The organism is Idiomarina sp. MD25a, assembly GCF_001870515.1.
Taxonomy (GTDB): Bacteria; Pseudomonadota; Gammaproteobacteria; order Enterobacterales; family Alteromonadaceae; genus Idiomarina.
On sequence record NZ_MDGT01000003.1, the window covers coordinates 1011947 to 1028423 of the forward strand.

Here is a 16477-nt window from a genome sequence, read left to right on the forward strand (position 1 = left end):
GCATGAATCCATCAATAGAGCGAAAGCTTGAGGGGCTAATCGAGCGATACGAGGAAGTACAAGCCTTGCTCGGCGAGCCTGATATTATTTCAGATCAGGATAAGTTCCGCTCATTGTCAAAAGAATACTCGCAGTTAGAAGAAGTAGTCAGCGCGTTCAATGCTTATCGCCAAGCGCAATCTGACTTATCCGCAGCCAATGAAATGGCAGATGATGACGATCCAGAAATGCGAGAAATGGCGGATGAAGAGATTACTGATGCCAAACAACGCGTAGAGTCGCTTGAAAATTCGCTGCAGGTTCTATTGCTGCCTAAAGACCCTAACGATGATCGCGCGTGTTATCTTGAAATTCGAGCGGGCGCGGGTGGTGACGAAGCCGCCATATTTGCCGGCGATTTATTTAGAATGTATAGCCGCTATGCGGAACAACACGGTTGGCGCGTAAGCACTGTGAGCGCAAACGAGGGTGAACACGGTGGTTACAAAGAGGTCATTGCTCAGTTGAGTGGCGATGGCGTGTATGGTCGTATGAAATTCGAATCGGGTGGGCATCGTGTGCAGCGCGTGCCAGAAACCGAGTCGCAAGGCCGCATTCATACTTCAGCGTGCACTGTGGCTGTGTTACCTGAAATTCCAGAGGCTGAAGCGATTGAAATCAACCCAGCCGATTTGCGAGTCGATACCTACCGTGCTTCAGGCGCAGGTGGTCAGCACGTTAACCGAACGGATTCAGCGATTCGCATTACGCACTTGCCATCGGGGGTGGTCGTCGAGTGTCAGGAAGAGCGCTCGCAGCACAAAAACCGAGCTAAGGCGATGTCGGTATTACAGTCGCGATTGCAACGCATGGAAGATGAAAAACGCGCTCAGGAAGAAGCAAGTACACGACGTAGCTTAGTGGGCAGTGGCGATCGTTCAGAGCGTATTCGTACTTATAACTATCCACAAAGCCGAGTGACTGACCACCGTATTAACCTCACGCTGTATCGCTTGGACGAGGTCCTTGAGGGTGGGTTGGATTTGTTACTCGACCCTATCATTACCGAACATCAAGCCGATCAGCTCGCAGCTTTGTCACAAGATAATTAATGAGCCTGAGTATCAAAGACGCGCTCGACTGGGCGCGTCAACAGCTAGCGAGCAACGCCGAGCTAACCGACGCCGCGCTTGATAGTCGTGTGCTTTTATCCTATCTGCTCGACAAGCCCGTCAGCTATTTTATGACATGGCCCGAGCGTTGTTTGAGTCAGTCACAGTTTCAACAACTTCAATCGTGGGTCGAACGCCGATGCAGTGGTGAACCCGTTGCGTACATTGTTGGTGAACGTGAGTTCTGGTCACTACCACTAGCCGTTAACGAAAGTACGTTGATACCGAGACCCGATACTGAGTGCTTAGTTGAGACTGCACTATCACTCTCACTGCCGCAGCAGGCGCGTGTGCTCGACTTGGGCACAGGCACCGGTGCTATTGCCTTGGCATTAAAAAGTGAGCGCCCTAACTGGCATATCACTGCAGTTGATCAGTCGGCGCAGGCCGTTGAACTTGCTAAGGGTAACGCAGAACGGCTTGAACTAGAGGTTGAGGTGCTTCAAAGTAACTGGTTTCAAGCACTAAATGATGCGCCCGCATTTGACTTGATTGTCAGTAACCCACCTTACATCGCTGATGATGACGAGCACTTGCATCAAGGCGATGTGAGATTTGAGCCTCGCTCGGCCTTAGTCGCGGGGCAGTCAGGTTTGGCTGATCTGAATCATATTGCAGCAGGAGGTTACCCGCATCTTCAACCCGGTGGCTGGCTTCTTCTAGAACATGGTTGGCAACAGGCGCAGGCTGTTATAACTTTATTACGTGAATTCGGTTATAAAAACGTTAACATATGGCGAGATTATGGTAATGTCGAACGAATCACTGGCGGACAGAAAGTGAAATAAAGAGAGAGAGCATTATGAGCAATCAGTTCATGTTTGCTGATGAGCCGCAACAGGCGCAACCGGCACTACTAAAAGACAAATGGAAAGTGCTGATTGTTGATGATGAACCCGAGGTTCATGCGGTGACAAAGTTGGCATTAAGCGATTTTGAGTTTCTGGGCCGAGGTCTTGAGTTTCACAGTGCTTTTTCGGGTGAAGAAGCGCGGCAGTTGGTTGATCAACATCCTGACGCTGCCATTTTGTTGCTTGATGTGGTGATGGAGTCCGATGATGCAGGACTTAAAGTGGCGCGCTATATCCGCGAAGACGCCGACAATCATTATACCCGAATTATTCTTCGAACCGGTCAGCCTGGGCAAGCGCCAGAGCGAACGGTTATCGTCAACTATGATATCAACGATTATAAATCTAAAACCGAACTGACGGCGCAAAAGCTGTTTACTGCGGTGATGTCGTCTTTGCGTTCTTACCGCGATATTATGTCAGTTGACCAAAGTCGTCAGGGGCTCGAAAAAATCATTGAAGCATCGGCTAACCTATACACACTGCAGCCGATGCAACAGTTTGTTGACGGTATCGTACAGCAACTGAGTTGGGTGATTGGCGGCGCACGCCAAACGCTCTATGCCACGGCTACGGATGATGGTCGTGCTTACCGAGTGGTGGCTGCTAACGGCGAAGATAGTCAAGTGGCAATGGGGCAAACATTACGCTCGGTCTTACCTGCTCCGGCGCTTGCGGAACTTGATAGCGTGATACAAAACAACAGCCACTACTATGGTGGTGACTTTGTCTTGATGTATTGTCGTAGCCACTGCCGGCCACAGGGCTCGGTGCTATTTATTGGTGGTATGTCGCGAGCGTTGACCGATGATGATCATCATGTTTTGAAGCTGTTTGCAGAAAATGTACAGAAGGCGCAAGACAATGTGGTTTGTATCGAGGATACCGATGTTTTGATGGCAGGCATTGCTGATCAACTGGTGCACTTACAAACCAGTCATTTTACGAGTGAGGATGTAGCAGGCTCGGAGGCCATCGCGTATCGACTTGGCAGGGCGCTATTCGATGAATCGACAGCCATCGATGTGAGTTGTGCGGTGACCTTGTATGCACGAGCGAAGCCGTTATTAGCATGCATAGAACCTAATGCAGCCGCTCATGAAACCAGTTGTCAGCAGCGTATAGCAACCTCATTGCGAGGCCTTAAAAACGGACAGGAACAAGCAACTCAGTTTGCTTATACAGCCTTGATGGAGCGCTTGGAGCGCTGGGACGGATTGGGCTTGCCCGAGGGGAAAAAGGGTAACTCCATTGCTGAATCCACGCAGGTTATCCTAGTATCAGAACAAATTGCCGATTGGCGTACCCAGGGGTTAGCGGAAAGTGATATGATTACGCGTTTGCAAGATGAGCGCGGGCGTTATTACTCTCCCGACTTTTTGGATAAGGTGATTAAGCACATTGGTGTCGCGATAGCGAGCTAGTGCCTTGCTCGAATCCCAGCACGATAGAATTGTGAGGAGAACTGGTTTTGTATATCGCATTTAAACATCTGCACGTATTATTCGTGGTGATTTCCGTAGCGTTGTTTATGCTGCGTTTTTTTTGGGTGCTTAAATCCCCTCAACAGTTACAGAAAAAGTGGGTTAAGATTGTTCCCCACATTAACGATACGTTTCTTTTACTTAGCGCAATTGCGATGATTATCATTGTAGGTGGAGCACCGATCAGTGGTGAATGGCTATCGAACAAAGTGATTGGCCTAGTGGGTTATATTGTTTTTGGCTTAATTGCATTTAAGTCTGCTAACGCGGGTATGCGTTGGGTCGGCTTTTTAGGCGCAGTGGCTTGGTTATTGTTTTTATTCCATGTCGCTTACTCAAAAATGCCCATATTGTTTGCTTAAGCGCTGCATAACTTATCTACAAACTCGTTTAACTTTAGGTGACCATGTCGTATTCTTTTCTTGAACTCAGTGAACAAGAATGGCTACCAACATTAGATATTATTTGGGAAATAAGTCGTCAGCTTGGCTACCGTAAGGTCGCTGATATTGCCGAATTCTGGCAGCAGGTTGATGACTTTGATGGCTTTGATGAACACGCCTCCGCAGCGGATAAAATGGCGCAACTGGGGCATTATTTTTATCGTGAATTAGGATATAGCGATGCGCCTGAATCTTGGGTGAAGTCGCACCGTATTTTGGTCCACGAGGTGTGCGTCCAACGTACGGGTGTCCCGTTAGTGCTCGCAATGCTATTACACGCAGCTGCTCATCGTCATGGATTACACGTTCAACTGATTGATTTTCCTGGCTATCCGCTACTTAAGTATGAAACGCAAGGGCATGCGCATTTCTTCGATCCACACACAGGTCAATCGGTGCGTTACGAAGATATCGTTCATCGTTTTGACCACCTAATGGATGGCGACGCTCAGTTTTGTTGGGAATGGGCAGAAGCAACGCCGCAGTCAGGATTAATTGAAGCGTATCTAACGGAATTAAAACAATGTTTTATGGCTGAGGCGCGTTTCGAAAAGGCGCTACGTTGTATTGAGATGCTGCTCGTGTTACGACCCAACGACCCGTATGAGATTCGCGATCGTGGATACTTATATGAAGAGCTAGGGTGTCAACACATTGCGGCTGATGATTATCAGTTTTTTGTTGAGCAGTGCCCAGACGATCCGAGCGCTCAGTTGCTGAAGCTGCAACTTGAGAACTATGCTGGACCGTCGCATATTGTTCATTAGCAATACCGTTAACAATAATGATTAAGAAATAAGGAGTATCCAGATGCTGGCAGCTGCACCCCAGGTTGCAGAAACGACCGCTTTGATCACCAATGATGGTGTGATTATTGGCCTGTTATTGGCCATTCTAGGGTTAGTTTTTTATACACATTCGAGTAAACATCCTGCGTTTGAAAAATTCTATAAGTTTGTGCCTGCGTTATTGCTGTGCTACTTCATTCCGTCGTTACTCAATACATTTAATATCGTCGATGGCAATGCAACTGCGGTGACTGACATCACCATGGATTATTTACTGCCTGCTTGTATGGTATTACTGACCCTAAGCTTAGACCTTAAAGCGGTCATGGGCTTAGGTTCAAAAGCATTGATTCTATTTTTAACGGGTACCTTTGGAATTGTCATCGGTGGTCCGATTGCTTTGTTGTTGGTTTCCTTGGTGTTTCCAGAGTTGATAGGCGGAGCAGGACCTGACGCTGTTTGGCGCGGCATGACAACAATTGCCGGTAGCTGGATTGGCGGCGGTGCGAACCAGGCGGCAATGAAAGAAGTCTATGAAGTGGGTGGTGGTATCTTCTCTGCTATGGTGACGGTCGACATTATCGTTGCTAATTTATGGATGGCCGTATTGCTATATATGGCAGCCAATGCGAAGAAAATCGATCAGCGCACAGGAGCCGATACATCAGCTATTGATGCGATTCGCGCTAAAGTTGAAAAATATGAAGCCGAGCACGTACGCAACCCAAGCTTACGTGACTTAATGCTTATTTTAGCTGTTGGTTTTGGTGTTGCTGGTTTCGCGCATTTATTGGCAGACTGGATAGCGCCGGCTATTGGCGAGCATGCACCGTACTTAAGTCGCTTTAGTCTCGACAGCTTATTCTTCTGGGTTATTGTCTTGGCAACAGCCGGGGGGATTGCCTTATCGTTTACTCGTGCGCGCTCGTTGGAAGCGGCAGGTGCCTCTAAAATAGGTTCGGTATTTGTTTACATTCTAGTCGCCAGTATTGGTTTGCATATGGACGTCACCGCGATCGTTGACGCGCCAAAATACTTCTTAATTGGCGCAATTTGGATGATAATTCATGCTGGCTTGATGCTACTGGTGGCGAAACTGATAAAGGCGCCTGTGTTCTACATGGCCGTTGGTAGTCAAGCCAACGTTGGTGGTGCAGCCTCAGCACCGGTCGTCGCTTCTGCGTTTCATCCATCGCTTGCGCCTGTGGGTGTATTACTCGCTGTGATGGGTTACGCTTTAGGTACTTATATGGCTTATCTTGCAGGTCAAATCCTGCGTGTTGTGGGTAGTTAAGGAGCTATTTCATGCAATCCGTTAATATGGGCAACATTACCTTTGATAACCAGCGTCCGTTTGTATTGTTTGGCGGACTTAATGTGTTGGAGTCAAGGGACCTTGCGCTACGCACTGCAGAACATTTTGTGACAGTCACCGAGGCGCTGGGGATTCCCTACGTATTTAAAGCCTCTTTTGATAAAGCGAATCGGTCTTCCATTCACTCGTTCCGAGGCCCTGGTTTAGACGAGGGTTTAAAGATATTTGAAGCGGTCAAGCAGGCGTTTGATGTGCCCATTATTACGGACGTACACGAGCCCTATCAGGCAAAACCTGTGGCCGAAGTTGCTGATATCATTCAGTTGCCGGCGTTTCTGGCGCGTCAGACCGATCTGGTTGTTGCAATGGCAGAAACGGGCGCGGTGGTGAATGTCAAAAAGCCGCAATTTCTTGCACCGCACGAAATGAAACATATCATCAAGAAGTTCAACGAAGCAGGAAACGAACGCATTTTATTATGTGAACGAGGCAGTTGCTTTGGTTACAACAATCTGATCGTAGATATGTTGGGTATGGACGATATGAAGTCACTCGCCCCTGTCGTTTTTGATGCGACCCACGCATTGCAGCGTCCAGGTGGTAGGGCTGATTCAGCCGATGGTCGTCGGGCGCAAGCGGCTGAATTAGCGCGTTCTGGTATGGCTCTGGGTTTAGCTGGGCTATTTATTGAAGCGCATCCGAACCCAGATGAAGCTAAGTGTGATGGACCCTGTGCGCTGCCACTGGCGAAGCTCGAACCTTACTTACAGCAAATGAAAGCCGTTGATGATTTGATCAAATCATTTGCTCCGCTTGATACGGCTAACTAACACCTAGCTATGCTAAAGCCGTCACATATGCAGGCGCCAACTAAATTAACCGGCGTTGATGCGGCAAAAATTCTGTCGCGCGCAGTGGGCGGCTTGTTAGCTCTACTATCGTTGGCGATGCTCATTCCTTTTGCAGTTGCGGTCGCCAATAGCGAAAAGGAACAGTGGACCTACTTAACCCTTGCAGTGATAGGCTTTGTCGCAGGGACAGCGTTGTTCTTGCAAAAGTCAGGCGAGTCGAAGCTGCGGGCACGACAGGTGTTTCTGCTGACAACCTTATGTTGGCTTTCAGCAAGCCTTTTTTCTGCTTTACCGTTTATCTTCGCCCAACCTTATTTGAGCTTTGCTGACGCATGGTTCGAATCAATGTCAGCGATTACTACCACAGGGGCCACGGTGATTACTGGGCTCGACGATCTGCCCAGGGCTGTGCTGTTATGGCGTGGCATGCTGCAGTGGTTAGGTGGGATCGGGATTATCGTCATGGCGATGGCGATTTTGCCTTTTCTACAAGTCGGGGGGATGCGCCTGTTCCAAGCGGAGTCCTCGGACATATCGGGTAAGTTTATGCCGCGCTCGAGCAATATGGTATTTGCGATTGGGCGAGTATACATTTTGCTCACTATTCTGGTGATGGTGCTATATTGGTTAGGCGGGATGCAAACCTTCGATGCGATTGTGCACGGTATGACTACCATTGCAACGGCCGGCTTTTCGAACTATGACGCTTCTTTCGGACATTTTGCCGATACGCCATTCTTGATGATTACCGGCACGGTGTTTATGGTCGCCGGTGCTTTGCCATTCGTTCTATACATTCGTGCACTTAAGGGCGATGTAGGGCCGCTATATCAAGACTCTCAAGTGCGTGCGTTTCTTATTTTTCTGCTGCTTGCGATTACTTTTATCACATTGGTCCATGGCACGCGCGGACGCGACGTATTTGATGCGCTTATTCATACGGCATTTAATGTTGTTTCTGTGGTGACTACCACAGGCTATGCCAGCGAAGACTACGGACAGTGGGGCAACTGGGCACTCATGGTGTTCTTCTATCTCATGTTTGTCGGTGGCTGCACGGGCTCTACTGCCGGCGGTATGAAAATTTTTCGTTTCCAGCTCTCGCAATTACTCCTTAAAAAGCAATTTAACCAGCTGATACATCCTAACCTTGTACGCGTGCAAAGTTATCAAGATCGTCGTGTAAATGATGCGTTGCTCGGCTCGATGGTCGCCTTTTGCTTTATGTATTTTATCCTTGTTGCATTCATTGCCCTTGGCTTATCGCTGTTTGATTTAGATTTTTTAACTGCGATCTCGGGTGCGGCTTCTGCCGTAAGTAACGTAGGCCCAGGTTTGGGCGAGGTCATTGGCCCTTCAGGAAGCTTTGCAAGCTTGGACAGCGGTGCCAAATTGTTACTCGTGTTTGCCATGTTGGCAGGCCGATTAGAAATAATGACCGTACTGATACTGTTCCATCGGCATTATTGGCGACACTAATAGCTTTGTATTAAAACGTAGGGATAAACTATGGATCCGTGGTTGCTTGCCTTTCTTGTAAGTGGTGCCAGTGGCTTAATGACGGCGCTGGGTTCCAGTGTTGTGCTCATCGGCTGGCAGCCGAGTCAGCGACATACTAACATCTTGCTTGGTTTTGCGGCTGGGGTGATGTTGGCTGCTGCATTCTTTTCCTTGATAGTGCCTGCCCTAGAGATTGCTGGCGACCTCTATGGTGATGGAATTATTCCTCCGTTGATGGCTGTAACAGGCATCTTAGCGGGGGCATTATTAATTGCTTTTATCGATAAGACGGTGCCTCATGAACATTTCGTTAAAGGCGCTGAGGGCCCGATTAACTCCCGCTTAAGCCGCTTATGGCTATTTATTATAGCGATCACGATTCATAACATCCCGGAAGGTTTAGCCGTCGGTATCACTGCTGCGGGTGAGGATTGGGATGCGACGCTGGCCATTGCCTCGGGTATAGGTTTACAAAATGTGCCAGAGGGGCTTGCAGTTTCTTTGGCATTATTGGCACTTAACTACTCGCGGTTTAAAGCATTTTTAATCGGTGCACTGACCGGTTTAGTTGAGCCCTTAGGTGGTTTATTAGGCGGGGTTTTTGTTGGCTTAACAGAATGGTTGTTACCGTGGGGGCTGCTACTTTCCGCGGGTGCAATGATTTACGTTATTAGTCATGAAATCATTCCTGAAACTCACCGCGACGGTGAGCATTCGAAAGCCAGTGGCGGATTGATGATTGGACTGGTCATAATGCTGTTTTTAGACGTATGGTTAGGTTGAGTTCATTCTATAGAGGACAATGACCCATGTTTAAACGTTCACTTTTGACGCTAACCTTAGCAGCAACATTGAGTGCCAGTGCTATTGCTGGTGCCCCTCAGCAAAAGACTTCGGCACCGGGTTACTATCGTATGATGTTAGGTGATGTCGAGGTAACGGCTATATCTGATGGTACGACAAAATTACCGGTGCATCAGTTGTTACAAATGGATGCAGACAAGGTGCGTGACAAACTCGCCGAATTTTATCGTCATTCACCGCTCGAAACATCGGTTAACGCTTACCTAGTTAATGATGGCGAATCGCTTGTGTTAATTGATACAGGCGCCGGCTCAATGTTTGGCGATTCATTAGGTAACTTGGTCCGCAACATCGAAGCAGCAGGCTATTCTGCTGACGATATCGATGAGGTTTATATTACCCACATGCACTCTGATCATATCGGAGGCTTAGTAAATGATGGTAAGCGCGTATTTACTAATGCAACAATCAGAGCGGACAAGCATGACGGGGATTATTGGCTTTCGCAACAGCAAATGGAGCAAGTTCCAGAGGCGCAACAAGGTGGCTTTAAAGGGGCTATGGCTGCACTAAATCCGTATGTTGAAGCGGATCAGTTTAAACCCTTTGTTGCGGGCGAAACGCTCGCCGCGAATATAAAAAGTGTTGAAGCCTATGGCCATACGCCAGGACACACGATGTATCGACTCGATGCAGGTGATCAAAGCTTAGTTTTTTGGGGCGATGTTATGCATGTGGCAGAAGTTCAATTTGATCAGCCGCGTGTCACGATCGCCTTTGATAGTAATCAAGATGAGGCGCGAGAGCGACGCATCAAAGCTTATGCTGACGCAGCAAAAGAGGGTTATTATGTAGCGGGCGCGCATTTACCATTTCCTGGTATGGGCCAAGTGAAAAGCGAAGGCGATGCCTACGACTGGGTACCTGTAAATTACTCACCGATGTGGTAACTTGTCATAATATTTCAGCGAACACTTGATCGCTGAAACGACATCGATTAAATTAAACGCATGTTTAAAATGTGTGTTTCTAATCATGTCTAATCTTAAAAGTCATGCTAGCGACGCCCCGTCATCAGTGCGGGCGTCGTCTAACAAGCCCTCAACACAGAAGCGGATACTCGATACCGCCGAGCGACTGTTTGCGAAAGAGGGGTTTGAACAAACGTCTTTACGCCAAATTACCCAAGAAGCGGATGTTAATTTAGCATCCGTTAACTATCACTTTGGTTCTAAGAAAGCACTTATTCAGGCTGTGGTAGCACGCTACATGGATGTGTTCATGCCTGCGCTGGATGAGGAGTTACGTGCTCTTGATGATGAATCAGCGCTAACAACATTGCAGGTGTTTGAAGCCTTCAAGCTGCCATTATTTTCGTTGAACGGTATTCATAAACGCGGCACCGAGCGCTTTCTTCGGCTACTCGGTTTTGCTTACTCAGAAACTCAGGGCCATTTACGGCGCTATACCCAGTCTGCTTTCGGCAATGTTTTACAGCACCTTTTGGCGCTGCTGCACCGAGCCAATCCTGAGCTTTCTGATGAAGAAATGTTTTGGCGCTTGCACTTTGTACTTGGTGCGACTGTGTTTGCGCAGGTATCTGGGCAGGCACTGATTGAGATCGCCCGAGCTGAGTTTAATCATGAAGTGAATATTAAAACCGTCATTGAACATTTGATCGTATTTATAGCAGGTGGACTTGAACGTCCTTAAAGGCAGACAGCACTGCTAGGTTGTTCTAGACTGACTGTAAGCCCCATTGTTTGGAGAGTTGAATGGAAATCTTGATATTAATTATCGTGCTGTTGGTCATTGTACTCGCAGTGGGTGATATTCGTCGCAGCTTAATTACTAAGCCGGTGTTTAAATTATTTAAGCGTATTCTTCCGCCCTTGTCAGATACCGAACGTGAGGCAATGGAAGCGGGTGATATCTGGTGGGATGGCGAGTTGTTCAGTGGACGTCCAGATTGGCAGAAACTACTGGAAACGCCTGAGCCGAAGTTGACCAGCGAAGAGCAAGCGTTCGTCGATAATCAGTTGGCTGAGCTATTGGATATGTTGGATGATTTTAAAATCGTTCAACAAGATAGAGATTTACCTAAACCTGTTTGGGACTTTTTACGCAAGGAACATTTCTTTGCCATGATTATTGGTAAGGAATATGGTGGTTTAGATTTCTCTCCAGCAGCTAACTCATATATTGTTTCGCGTATCGCATCACGGTCTATCAGTGCTGCAGTATCGGTGATGGTGCCTAACTCACTCGGTCCAGGCGAGCTGTTAACGCATTACGGTACGGATGAACAGAAAAACTATTGGCTGCCGCGTTTGGCGGACGGTACGGACATCCCGTGTTTTGCATTAACGGGCCCCGAAGCGGGCTCTGATGCAGGTGCTATTCCTGATGAGGGCATTATCTGTAAAGGTGAACACGAGGGCAAGGAAGTCGTTGGTATTCGCTTGAATTGGTCAAAACGTTATATCACGCTGGCGCCCTCTGCGACGGTGTTGGGCTTGGCATTCAAGTTGTACGACCCTGAAAGTTTGTTAGGCGATAAAAAAGAGCTGGGTATTACCTGCGCATTAATCCCGACATCGCATAAGGGCGTAGTTACTGGTGACCGCCACTTCCCACTGAATCAAGCCTTTTTAAATGGTACCACCTACGGTGAAGATGTTTTCATTCCTTTAGAGTGGATCATTGGCGGTGCAGATTATGCGGGTAAAGGCTGGCGCATGTTGGTTGAGTGTCTATCTGCTGGCCGTGGTATTTCATTGCCCGCATTGGCAGCGGCCTCAGGTCACGTTACACAGCGTATGACAGGCGCTTACGCCTATGTGCGTCAACAGTTCGGTTTACCGATTGGTGTGTTCGAAGGTGTGCAGAGCGCTATGGGCAAAATTGGTGGGACAAACTACACCTTAGAATCGATGCGCCGACTCACCGTATCTGCGTTATGTCAGGGTAAATCGCCTTCTGTTGTTACGGCTATGACGAAGTACCACATGACTGAAATGGGTCGTGAGGTCATCGAACATGCGATGGATATTCATGCAGGTAAAGGCATTCAGTTAGGTCCACACAATTACCTGGGTCACAACTACATGGCGACCCCGGTCTCGATTACGGTCGAGGGCGCGAATATTCTAACCCGTAACCTGATGATTTTTGGTCAGGGTGCAACACGCTGCCACCCGTATGTTTTAGAAGAAATGAAAGCCGCTTCGAACCCAGATGAAGAGCAAGGCTTACTGGCATTCGATGGCCTGCTGATGAAACATGTTGGCTTCGCAGTCAGTAATGTGTTCAGCAGTCTTTGGATGGGTCTTACAAGTTCGCGCTTTAATGAGACACCGGTAAGTGGCGAAACCGGTCGTTACTATCAGCACCTAACACGCTTTAGTCGTGGCTTAGCGATGGCTGCGGATGTATCGATGTTAATGCTCGGTGGTGACTTGAAACGTAAAGAAATGATCTCTGCGCGTTTAGGTGATGTTTTGAGTCACCTGTATATGGCGTCGGCGGTGTTGAAGCGTTTCGAGGACGAAGGACGGCAAGCAGCTGACTTACCTTATGTGCATTATGCGGTGCAAAGCCACCTGCATAAGATTGGTTACGCATTTGACGGATTCTTCCGTAACTTTCCTAAACGCTCAGTGGCGGTACTCATGCGAGCAATGGTGTTCCCACTCGGTAATCACTTTGCCCAGCCGTCGGATGAGTTATTACAAGATATTAGTACTGACATGATGAAGCCGGGTATCACTCGTGATCGTCATACGTTCTTGTGCTACTGGAAAGATGACGAGAACGATATGACAGGCCATATGGAGAAAGCATTCTTAGCAATGTTGGATATGAAAGACGTCTATAAGAAGCTTCGTAAGGCTGAAAAACGCGGTGAACTATCGGGTAACTTAAATGGTCAGGCGTTAGCCGATAAGGCGAAAGAGCTTAATATTATCAGTGCAGAAGAAGCCGATAAGCTCGCTCATACCGAAAAACTTCGCATGACAGCGATCGGTGTCGATAGCTTTGCCCCTGGTATTATTGAGAACAATCAGTTCTATACCACGAAGGGTGATTTACGCAAACAAGCCGTGCGTGATTAACGCACGGCTCTGGACGTGGTATTTACTGTAATGTGGCGCGCTTATCTTTCATGGTAAAGATAGGCGCGTTTTTGTAACTCGGTGTTGATATTCGCTCCATAGCGGCCGTACTAATTGGACACTGACCGTTGACAATGAAATCGCGTGCAGCACCGGTTAGCGGATCGGCAAACTCGCCCCAATCAGCGACAATCGCATCATTTACCTGGCAGTCAGGTGATAGACCATCGTAGTACTGACCTTGCCCCTCCGAGTTCACAGTTTCAAAATTAATAGCAAAGGTAACCTTATCGCATAGCTCTTGCGGCTGTTGGCCTACAGGTTTACCACAACTGGTTTCACCGATCGTGGTCACATTAACGTGCGGTCGTAATGAGTTAATCACCAGCTCAGAGGACGAGCAACTCGCTCCTGTGGTGAGTACAATCACATTATCAAGATCGAGCTGACGAATGCCATCAACCAAACTAAAGGCCACGGTTTCATTTTGCGCCGAGTTATTATCATTGAAGCGATATTGAATGAAGGTTTTTCCCTGTACATGCGTACCTGCGGTCTGGGTGGCAAGTTGGTTAGCATAACGAATTAACCCACCGCCGTTGTATCGCAGATCAATCACTAAACGGTTGACGTTGTTGGCATCCAGTTCGTTGAATACTTGATTGAGGTCATCACCTGTTCGATTGATAAATGCATCAAGCGTAAAGTAGCCGACGTTTTGTCCATCAATCTGCCAAATCGTTTGACCCATTACTGTGTTGGTTGCCACTTCATCCTTGGTGATAGTCGCGGTTTGCTCGTTCCCCGTCGGGGTACGCCAGGTAATATCCCTTGTGACACCTGGCTCGGAAGGGCCTAACGCACCGCTGTAGCTGCCATCCGCGAGTAGTTGTGAAACAGCAACGCCATCAATCGCAATAATTTCGTCTGCACGGCGCATGCCAGCGTCCCATGCGGGTGAGTCTTGGTAGACGAAACGTAGTTTCACACGTTCAGCACTAATCTGTTGCTGAGAAAAGCCAAAGCCTGCGTATTCAGCTGAGACAAACATGGCGTCATATTCATCTTGGGTCAAAATATAACTGTATCGATCTTCTGGCGCACGCAATTCGTCAAGTAGTTGATAAACATCGTCATAGGCCTCAGGGTCAATGGTTTGCGGTAGGCTGTCGTTCCAAAAATAATCTTCTTGCATGTATTCGAAGAAGCGTTGGTTTTGATCAGCGACAGAACACGTGGCAAAACCATCGCCGCTACCCGCGCTATTATCGCGACTGCTCGAAGATGAACCGCCGCAGGCTGCAAGCACAGCGCACATTGAAAGTGACAAGAGCGTACGTACTGTCTTCATTTGAATCACCATTGTTAACAGTGTGTTAATCACCTTATTACATGCTTATTTTTTACATCGGTCAAGCTGTACAATTCAGCCACCTCTGGCAAACTAGCGCTTATTACTATGAAGAAATGAGATGATGGCATGGCACAGGTAATGATCGATATCGCGGGTACTGAGTTAACCGCCGAAGATAAGCAACTATTAGCGCATCCGGATGTTAACGGACTGATATTGTTCACCCGCAACTTTGTCAGTATTGAACAAGTGGAAAGCCTTGTTGCGGCTGCGCGTGAGGCGTCTGAAACACCACTGTTAGTCGCTGTTGACCATGAGGGTGGGCGAGTACAACGGTTTCGCGATGGTTTCAGTGCTATCCCAGCTATGGCACGTATTGCTGAACTGCCGCAAGATGAACAGCTTGCGGCGGCGCAAGACTTGGGATGGCTTATGGCGAGAGAAGTTAGAGCCGTAGGGGTTGATATCAGTTTTGCGCCGGTATTGGATATTAATGGATGTAGCGAAGTGATTGGTGACCGTGCCTTTGCGAGCGACGTTCAGAAGGTCGCGCATGTTGCGCAAGCATTTATTGAGGGCATGCATGAAGCAGGTATGGGCGCAACAGGTAAGCATTTTCCCGGACACGGCTCGGTAGCAGCGGACTCACACTTTGCAGTGCCAGTTGACAGCCGCTCAAAAGAAGCCATTTTTAATACCGATCTACCTGTTTTTGACATGTTGGCCGATCGACTTGCAGGCATGATGCCTGCGCATGTGATTTACGATCAGGTTGATCCGCAGCCAGCGGGATTTTCTCATTATTGGTTACAAACCATACTGCGCGAACAACTGGGCTTTAACGGGCTGATTTTTAGCGATGATTTGTCGATGCAAGGTGCGACAGTGGTTGGCGATATGCGTCAGCGTGCACTGGCAGCACTGGAGGCGGGTTGCGACATGATACTGGTATGTAATGATCGCGATGCGGCCTTTGAACTACTGCAACAGCCGTTACCTGATACCTCGGCTCGCAGTCGTCAGCGGTTACAAGCGATGTTGGGCGCTGCTAATTACGAGCGTATGGATGAGCTACAACGCTCGAACCGTTGGCAGGAAGTGCAACGCTGGCTCGAGCGTATCAGCGGTTAATTAAGCTTCGTAGGGAAGGGGGTCGGTGACGCCATTGGCGGCAAAGGCCTCTAACCGCTCGACACAGGCACCGCATTTACCACAGGCTTTATCGCGTCCGTTGTAGCAGGTCCACGTATCTGCGTAGTTCAGTTCCATACGCAAGCCGTCAGCGAGAATGGCATTTTTATCAACATCAAGGTAAGGCGCAACCACTTCTACAGGTTCGTAGTTTGCTAACTGACTGACCACGTTCATCTGGCGTACAAATTCGGGGCGGCAATCGGGATAAATTGCGTGATCGCCTGAGTGGGCTCCGTAATAAACCGCATTGGCGCCCTCAGAGACGGCGTAACCGATCGCTAATGACAACAAAATCATATTGCGGTTGGGCACTACAGTCGACTTCATTGAAGACTCTTCGTAATGACCTTCCGGAATCTCGATATCGTCAGTCAGAGAACTACCCGCTAACAAGGTGTTAATTGCGGTTATATCAACGATTTTGTGAGCAATATTGAGTGCTTCGCAAACTTTAGCTGCCACGTCTAGCTCGCGCACATGGCGTTGACCATAATTAAAGGACAATGCCGATACTTCATGACCTTGCTCTAATGCTTTATTCAGTACTGTAAATGAATCCATTCCACCTGAATAAATGACAACCACCTTTTGCGACATTCGCTGACTCCCCGTATAATTAAGCTCCCA

General features: G+C 48.2%; 15 protein-coding genes. 13 read left to right on the plus strand and 2 right to left on the minus strand.

Annotated features, from left to right (window positions below; all coding sequences use genetic code 11):
* Positions 1 to 2 precede the first annotated feature (2 nt).
* The 12 genes from prfA (at position 3) to BFR57_RS08830 (ending at position 13302) form a co-directional block, all read left to right on the plus strand.
* Positions 3 to 1091 (plus strand): peptide chain release factor 1, encoded by a 1089-nt coding sequence (prfA, locus tag BFR57_RS08775; RefSeq protein WP_071463593.1) that lies wholly within the window; start codon positions 3 to 5, stop codon positions 1089 to 1091.
* On the plus strand, positions 1091 to 1939 hold the full coding sequence (prmC, locus tag BFR57_RS08780; protein WP_071463594.1) for a peptide chain release factor N(5)-glutamine methyltransferase: 849 nt from the start codon (positions 1091 to 1093) through the stop codon (positions 1937 to 1939). Before prfA ends, prmC begins: the two co-directional genes overlap by 1 nt.
* Positions 1940 to 1953: 14 nt before the next feature.
* Positions 1954 to 3426, plus strand: coding sequence for a DUF3369 domain-containing protein (locus BFR57_RS08785; RefSeq protein WP_071463595.1), 1473 nt, complete (start codon positions 1954 to 1956; stop codon positions 3424 to 3426).
* Positions 3427 to 3473: 47 nt separating this feature from the next.
* A complete protein-coding gene (locus BFR57_RS08790) occupies positions 3474 to 3848 on the plus strand; it encodes a SirB2 family protein (RefSeq protein WP_071463596.1) in 375 nt (124 codons plus the stop codon).
* A 44-nt stretch (positions 3849 to 3892) separates the two neighbouring features.
* Positions 3893 to 4696: a tetratricopeptide repeat protein gene (locus BFR57_RS08795; RefSeq protein WP_071463597.1), complete on the plus strand. Its 804-nt coding sequence runs from the start codon at positions 3893 to 3895 to the stop codon at positions 4694 to 4696.
* 43 nt (positions 4697 to 4739) lie between these two features.
* Entirely contained in the window at positions 4740 to 6011 is a 1272-nt protein-coding gene (locus BFR57_RS08800; protein ID WP_071463598.1) for a DUF819 family protein, read from the plus strand.
* 11 nt (positions 6012 to 6022) lie between these two features.
* Positions 6023 to 6862 (plus strand): 3-deoxy-8-phosphooctulonate synthase, encoded by an 840-nt coding sequence (kdsA, locus tag BFR57_RS08805; protein ID WP_071463599.1) that lies wholly within the window; start codon positions 6023 to 6025, stop codon positions 6860 to 6862.
* A 27-nt stretch (positions 6863 to 6889) separates the two neighbouring features.
* A complete protein-coding gene (locus BFR57_RS08810) occupies positions 6890 to 8362 on the plus strand; it encodes a TrkH family potassium uptake protein (protein WP_071463600.1) in 1473 nt (490 codons plus the stop codon).
* A 30-nt stretch (positions 8363 to 8392) separates the two neighbouring features.
* A complete protein-coding gene (locus tag BFR57_RS08815) occupies positions 8393 to 9166 on the plus strand; it encodes a ZIP family metal transporter (RefSeq protein WP_071463601.1) in 774 nt (257 codons plus the stop codon).
* Positions 9167 to 9192: 26 nt separating this feature from the next.
* Complete coding sequence (locus BFR57_RS08820) at positions 9193 to 10137, plus strand: MBL fold metallo-hydrolase (protein WP_071463602.1); 945 nt, start codon at positions 9193 to 9195, stop codon at positions 10135 to 10137.
* 85 nt (positions 10138 to 10222) lie between these two features.
* A complete protein-coding gene (locus BFR57_RS08825) occupies positions 10223 to 10900 on the plus strand; it encodes a TetR/AcrR family transcriptional regulator (RefSeq protein WP_071463603.1) in 678 nt (225 codons plus the stop codon).
* A 62-nt stretch (positions 10901 to 10962) separates the two neighbouring features.
* The gene (locus BFR57_RS08830; protein WP_071463604.1) at positions 10963 to 13302 is read left to right on the plus strand and encodes an acyl-CoA dehydrogenase; all 2340 of its coding nucleotides are present in this window, start codon (positions 10963 to 10965) and stop codon (positions 13300 to 13302) included.
* Positions 13303 to 13324: 22 nt separating this feature from the next.
* Here BFR57_RS08830 and BFR57_RS08835 read toward each other — a convergent pair whose 3' ends face one another.
* Positions 13325 to 14653, minus strand: coding sequence for a S41 family peptidase (locus BFR57_RS08835; protein WP_071463895.1), 1329 nt, complete (start codon positions 14651 to 14653; stop codon positions 13325 to 13327).
* Positions 14654 to 14782: 129 nt separating this feature from the next.
* On the opposite strand from BFR57_RS08835, the gene nagZ reads away from it, so the two are divergent.
* The gene (nagZ, locus tag BFR57_RS08840; RefSeq protein ID WP_071463605.1) at positions 14783 to 15787 is read left to right on the plus strand and encodes a beta-N-acetylhexosaminidase; all 1005 of its coding nucleotides are present in this window, start codon (positions 14783 to 14785) and stop codon (positions 15785 to 15787) included.
* Here nagZ and queC read toward each other — a convergent pair whose 3' ends face one another.
* The gene (gene queC / locus BFR57_RS08845) at positions 15788 to 16447 is read right to left on the minus strand and encodes a 7-cyano-7-deazaguanine synthase QueC (RefSeq protein ID WP_071463606.1); all 660 of its coding nucleotides are present in this window, start codon (positions 16445 to 16447) and stop codon (positions 15788 to 15790) included.
* Positions 16448 to 16477: the final 30 nt, after the last annotated feature.

Bases quoted from the DNA above. Each gene is read 5' to 3' on its own strand.
- queC (WP_071463606.1), bottom strand. From the start codon at position 16,447: ATGTCGCAAAAGGTGGTTGTCATTTATTCAGGTGGAATGGATTCATTT.
- BFR57_RS08800 (WP_071463598.1), top strand. From the start codon at position 4,740: ATGCTGGCAGCTGCACCCCAGGTTGCAGAAACGACCGCTTTGATCACC.
- BFR57_RS08835 (WP_071463895.1), bottom strand. From the start codon at position 14,653: ATGAAGACAGTACGTACGCTCTTGTCACTTTCAATGTGCGCTGTGCTT.
- prmC (WP_071463594.1), top strand. From the start codon at position 1,091: ATGAGCCTGAGTATCAAAGACGCGCTCGACTGGGCGCGTCAACAGCTA.
- kdsA (WP_071463599.1), top strand. From the start codon at position 6,023: ATGCAATCCGTTAATATGGGCAACATTACCTTTGATAACCAGCGTCCG.
- BFR57_RS08825 (WP_071463603.1), top strand. From the start codon at position 10,223: ATGTCTAATCTTAAAAGTCATGCTAGCGACGCCCCGTCATCAGTGCGG.
- BFR57_RS08820 (WP_071463602.1), top strand. From the start codon at position 9,193: ATGTTTAAACGTTCACTTTTGACGCTAACCTTAGCAGCAACATTGAGT.
- nagZ (WP_071463605.1), top strand. From the start codon at position 14,783: ATGGCACAGGTAATGATCGATATCGCGGGTACTGAGTTAACCGCCGAA.
- BFR57_RS08815 (WP_071463601.1), top strand. From the start codon at position 8,393: ATGGATCCGTGGTTGCTTGCCTTTCTTGTAAGTGGTGCCAGTGGCTTA.
- BFR57_RS08795 (WP_071463597.1), top strand. From the start codon at position 3,893: ATGTCGTATTCTTTTCTTGAACTCAGTGAACAAGAATGGCTACCAACA.
- BFR57_RS08810 (WP_071463600.1), top strand. From the start codon at position 6,890: ATGCAGGCGCCAACTAAATTAACCGGCGTTGATGCGGCAAAAATTCTG.
- BFR57_RS08785 (WP_071463595.1), top strand. From the start codon at position 1,954: ATGAGCAATCAGTTCATGTTTGCTGATGAGCCGCAACAGGCGCAACCG.
- BFR57_RS08830 (WP_071463604.1), top strand. From the start codon at position 10,963: ATGGAAATCTTGATATTAATTATCGTGCTGTTGGTCATTGTACTCGCA.
- prfA (WP_071463593.1), top strand. From the start codon at position 3: ATGAATCCATCAATAGAGCGAAAGCTTGAGGGGCTAATCGAGCGATAC.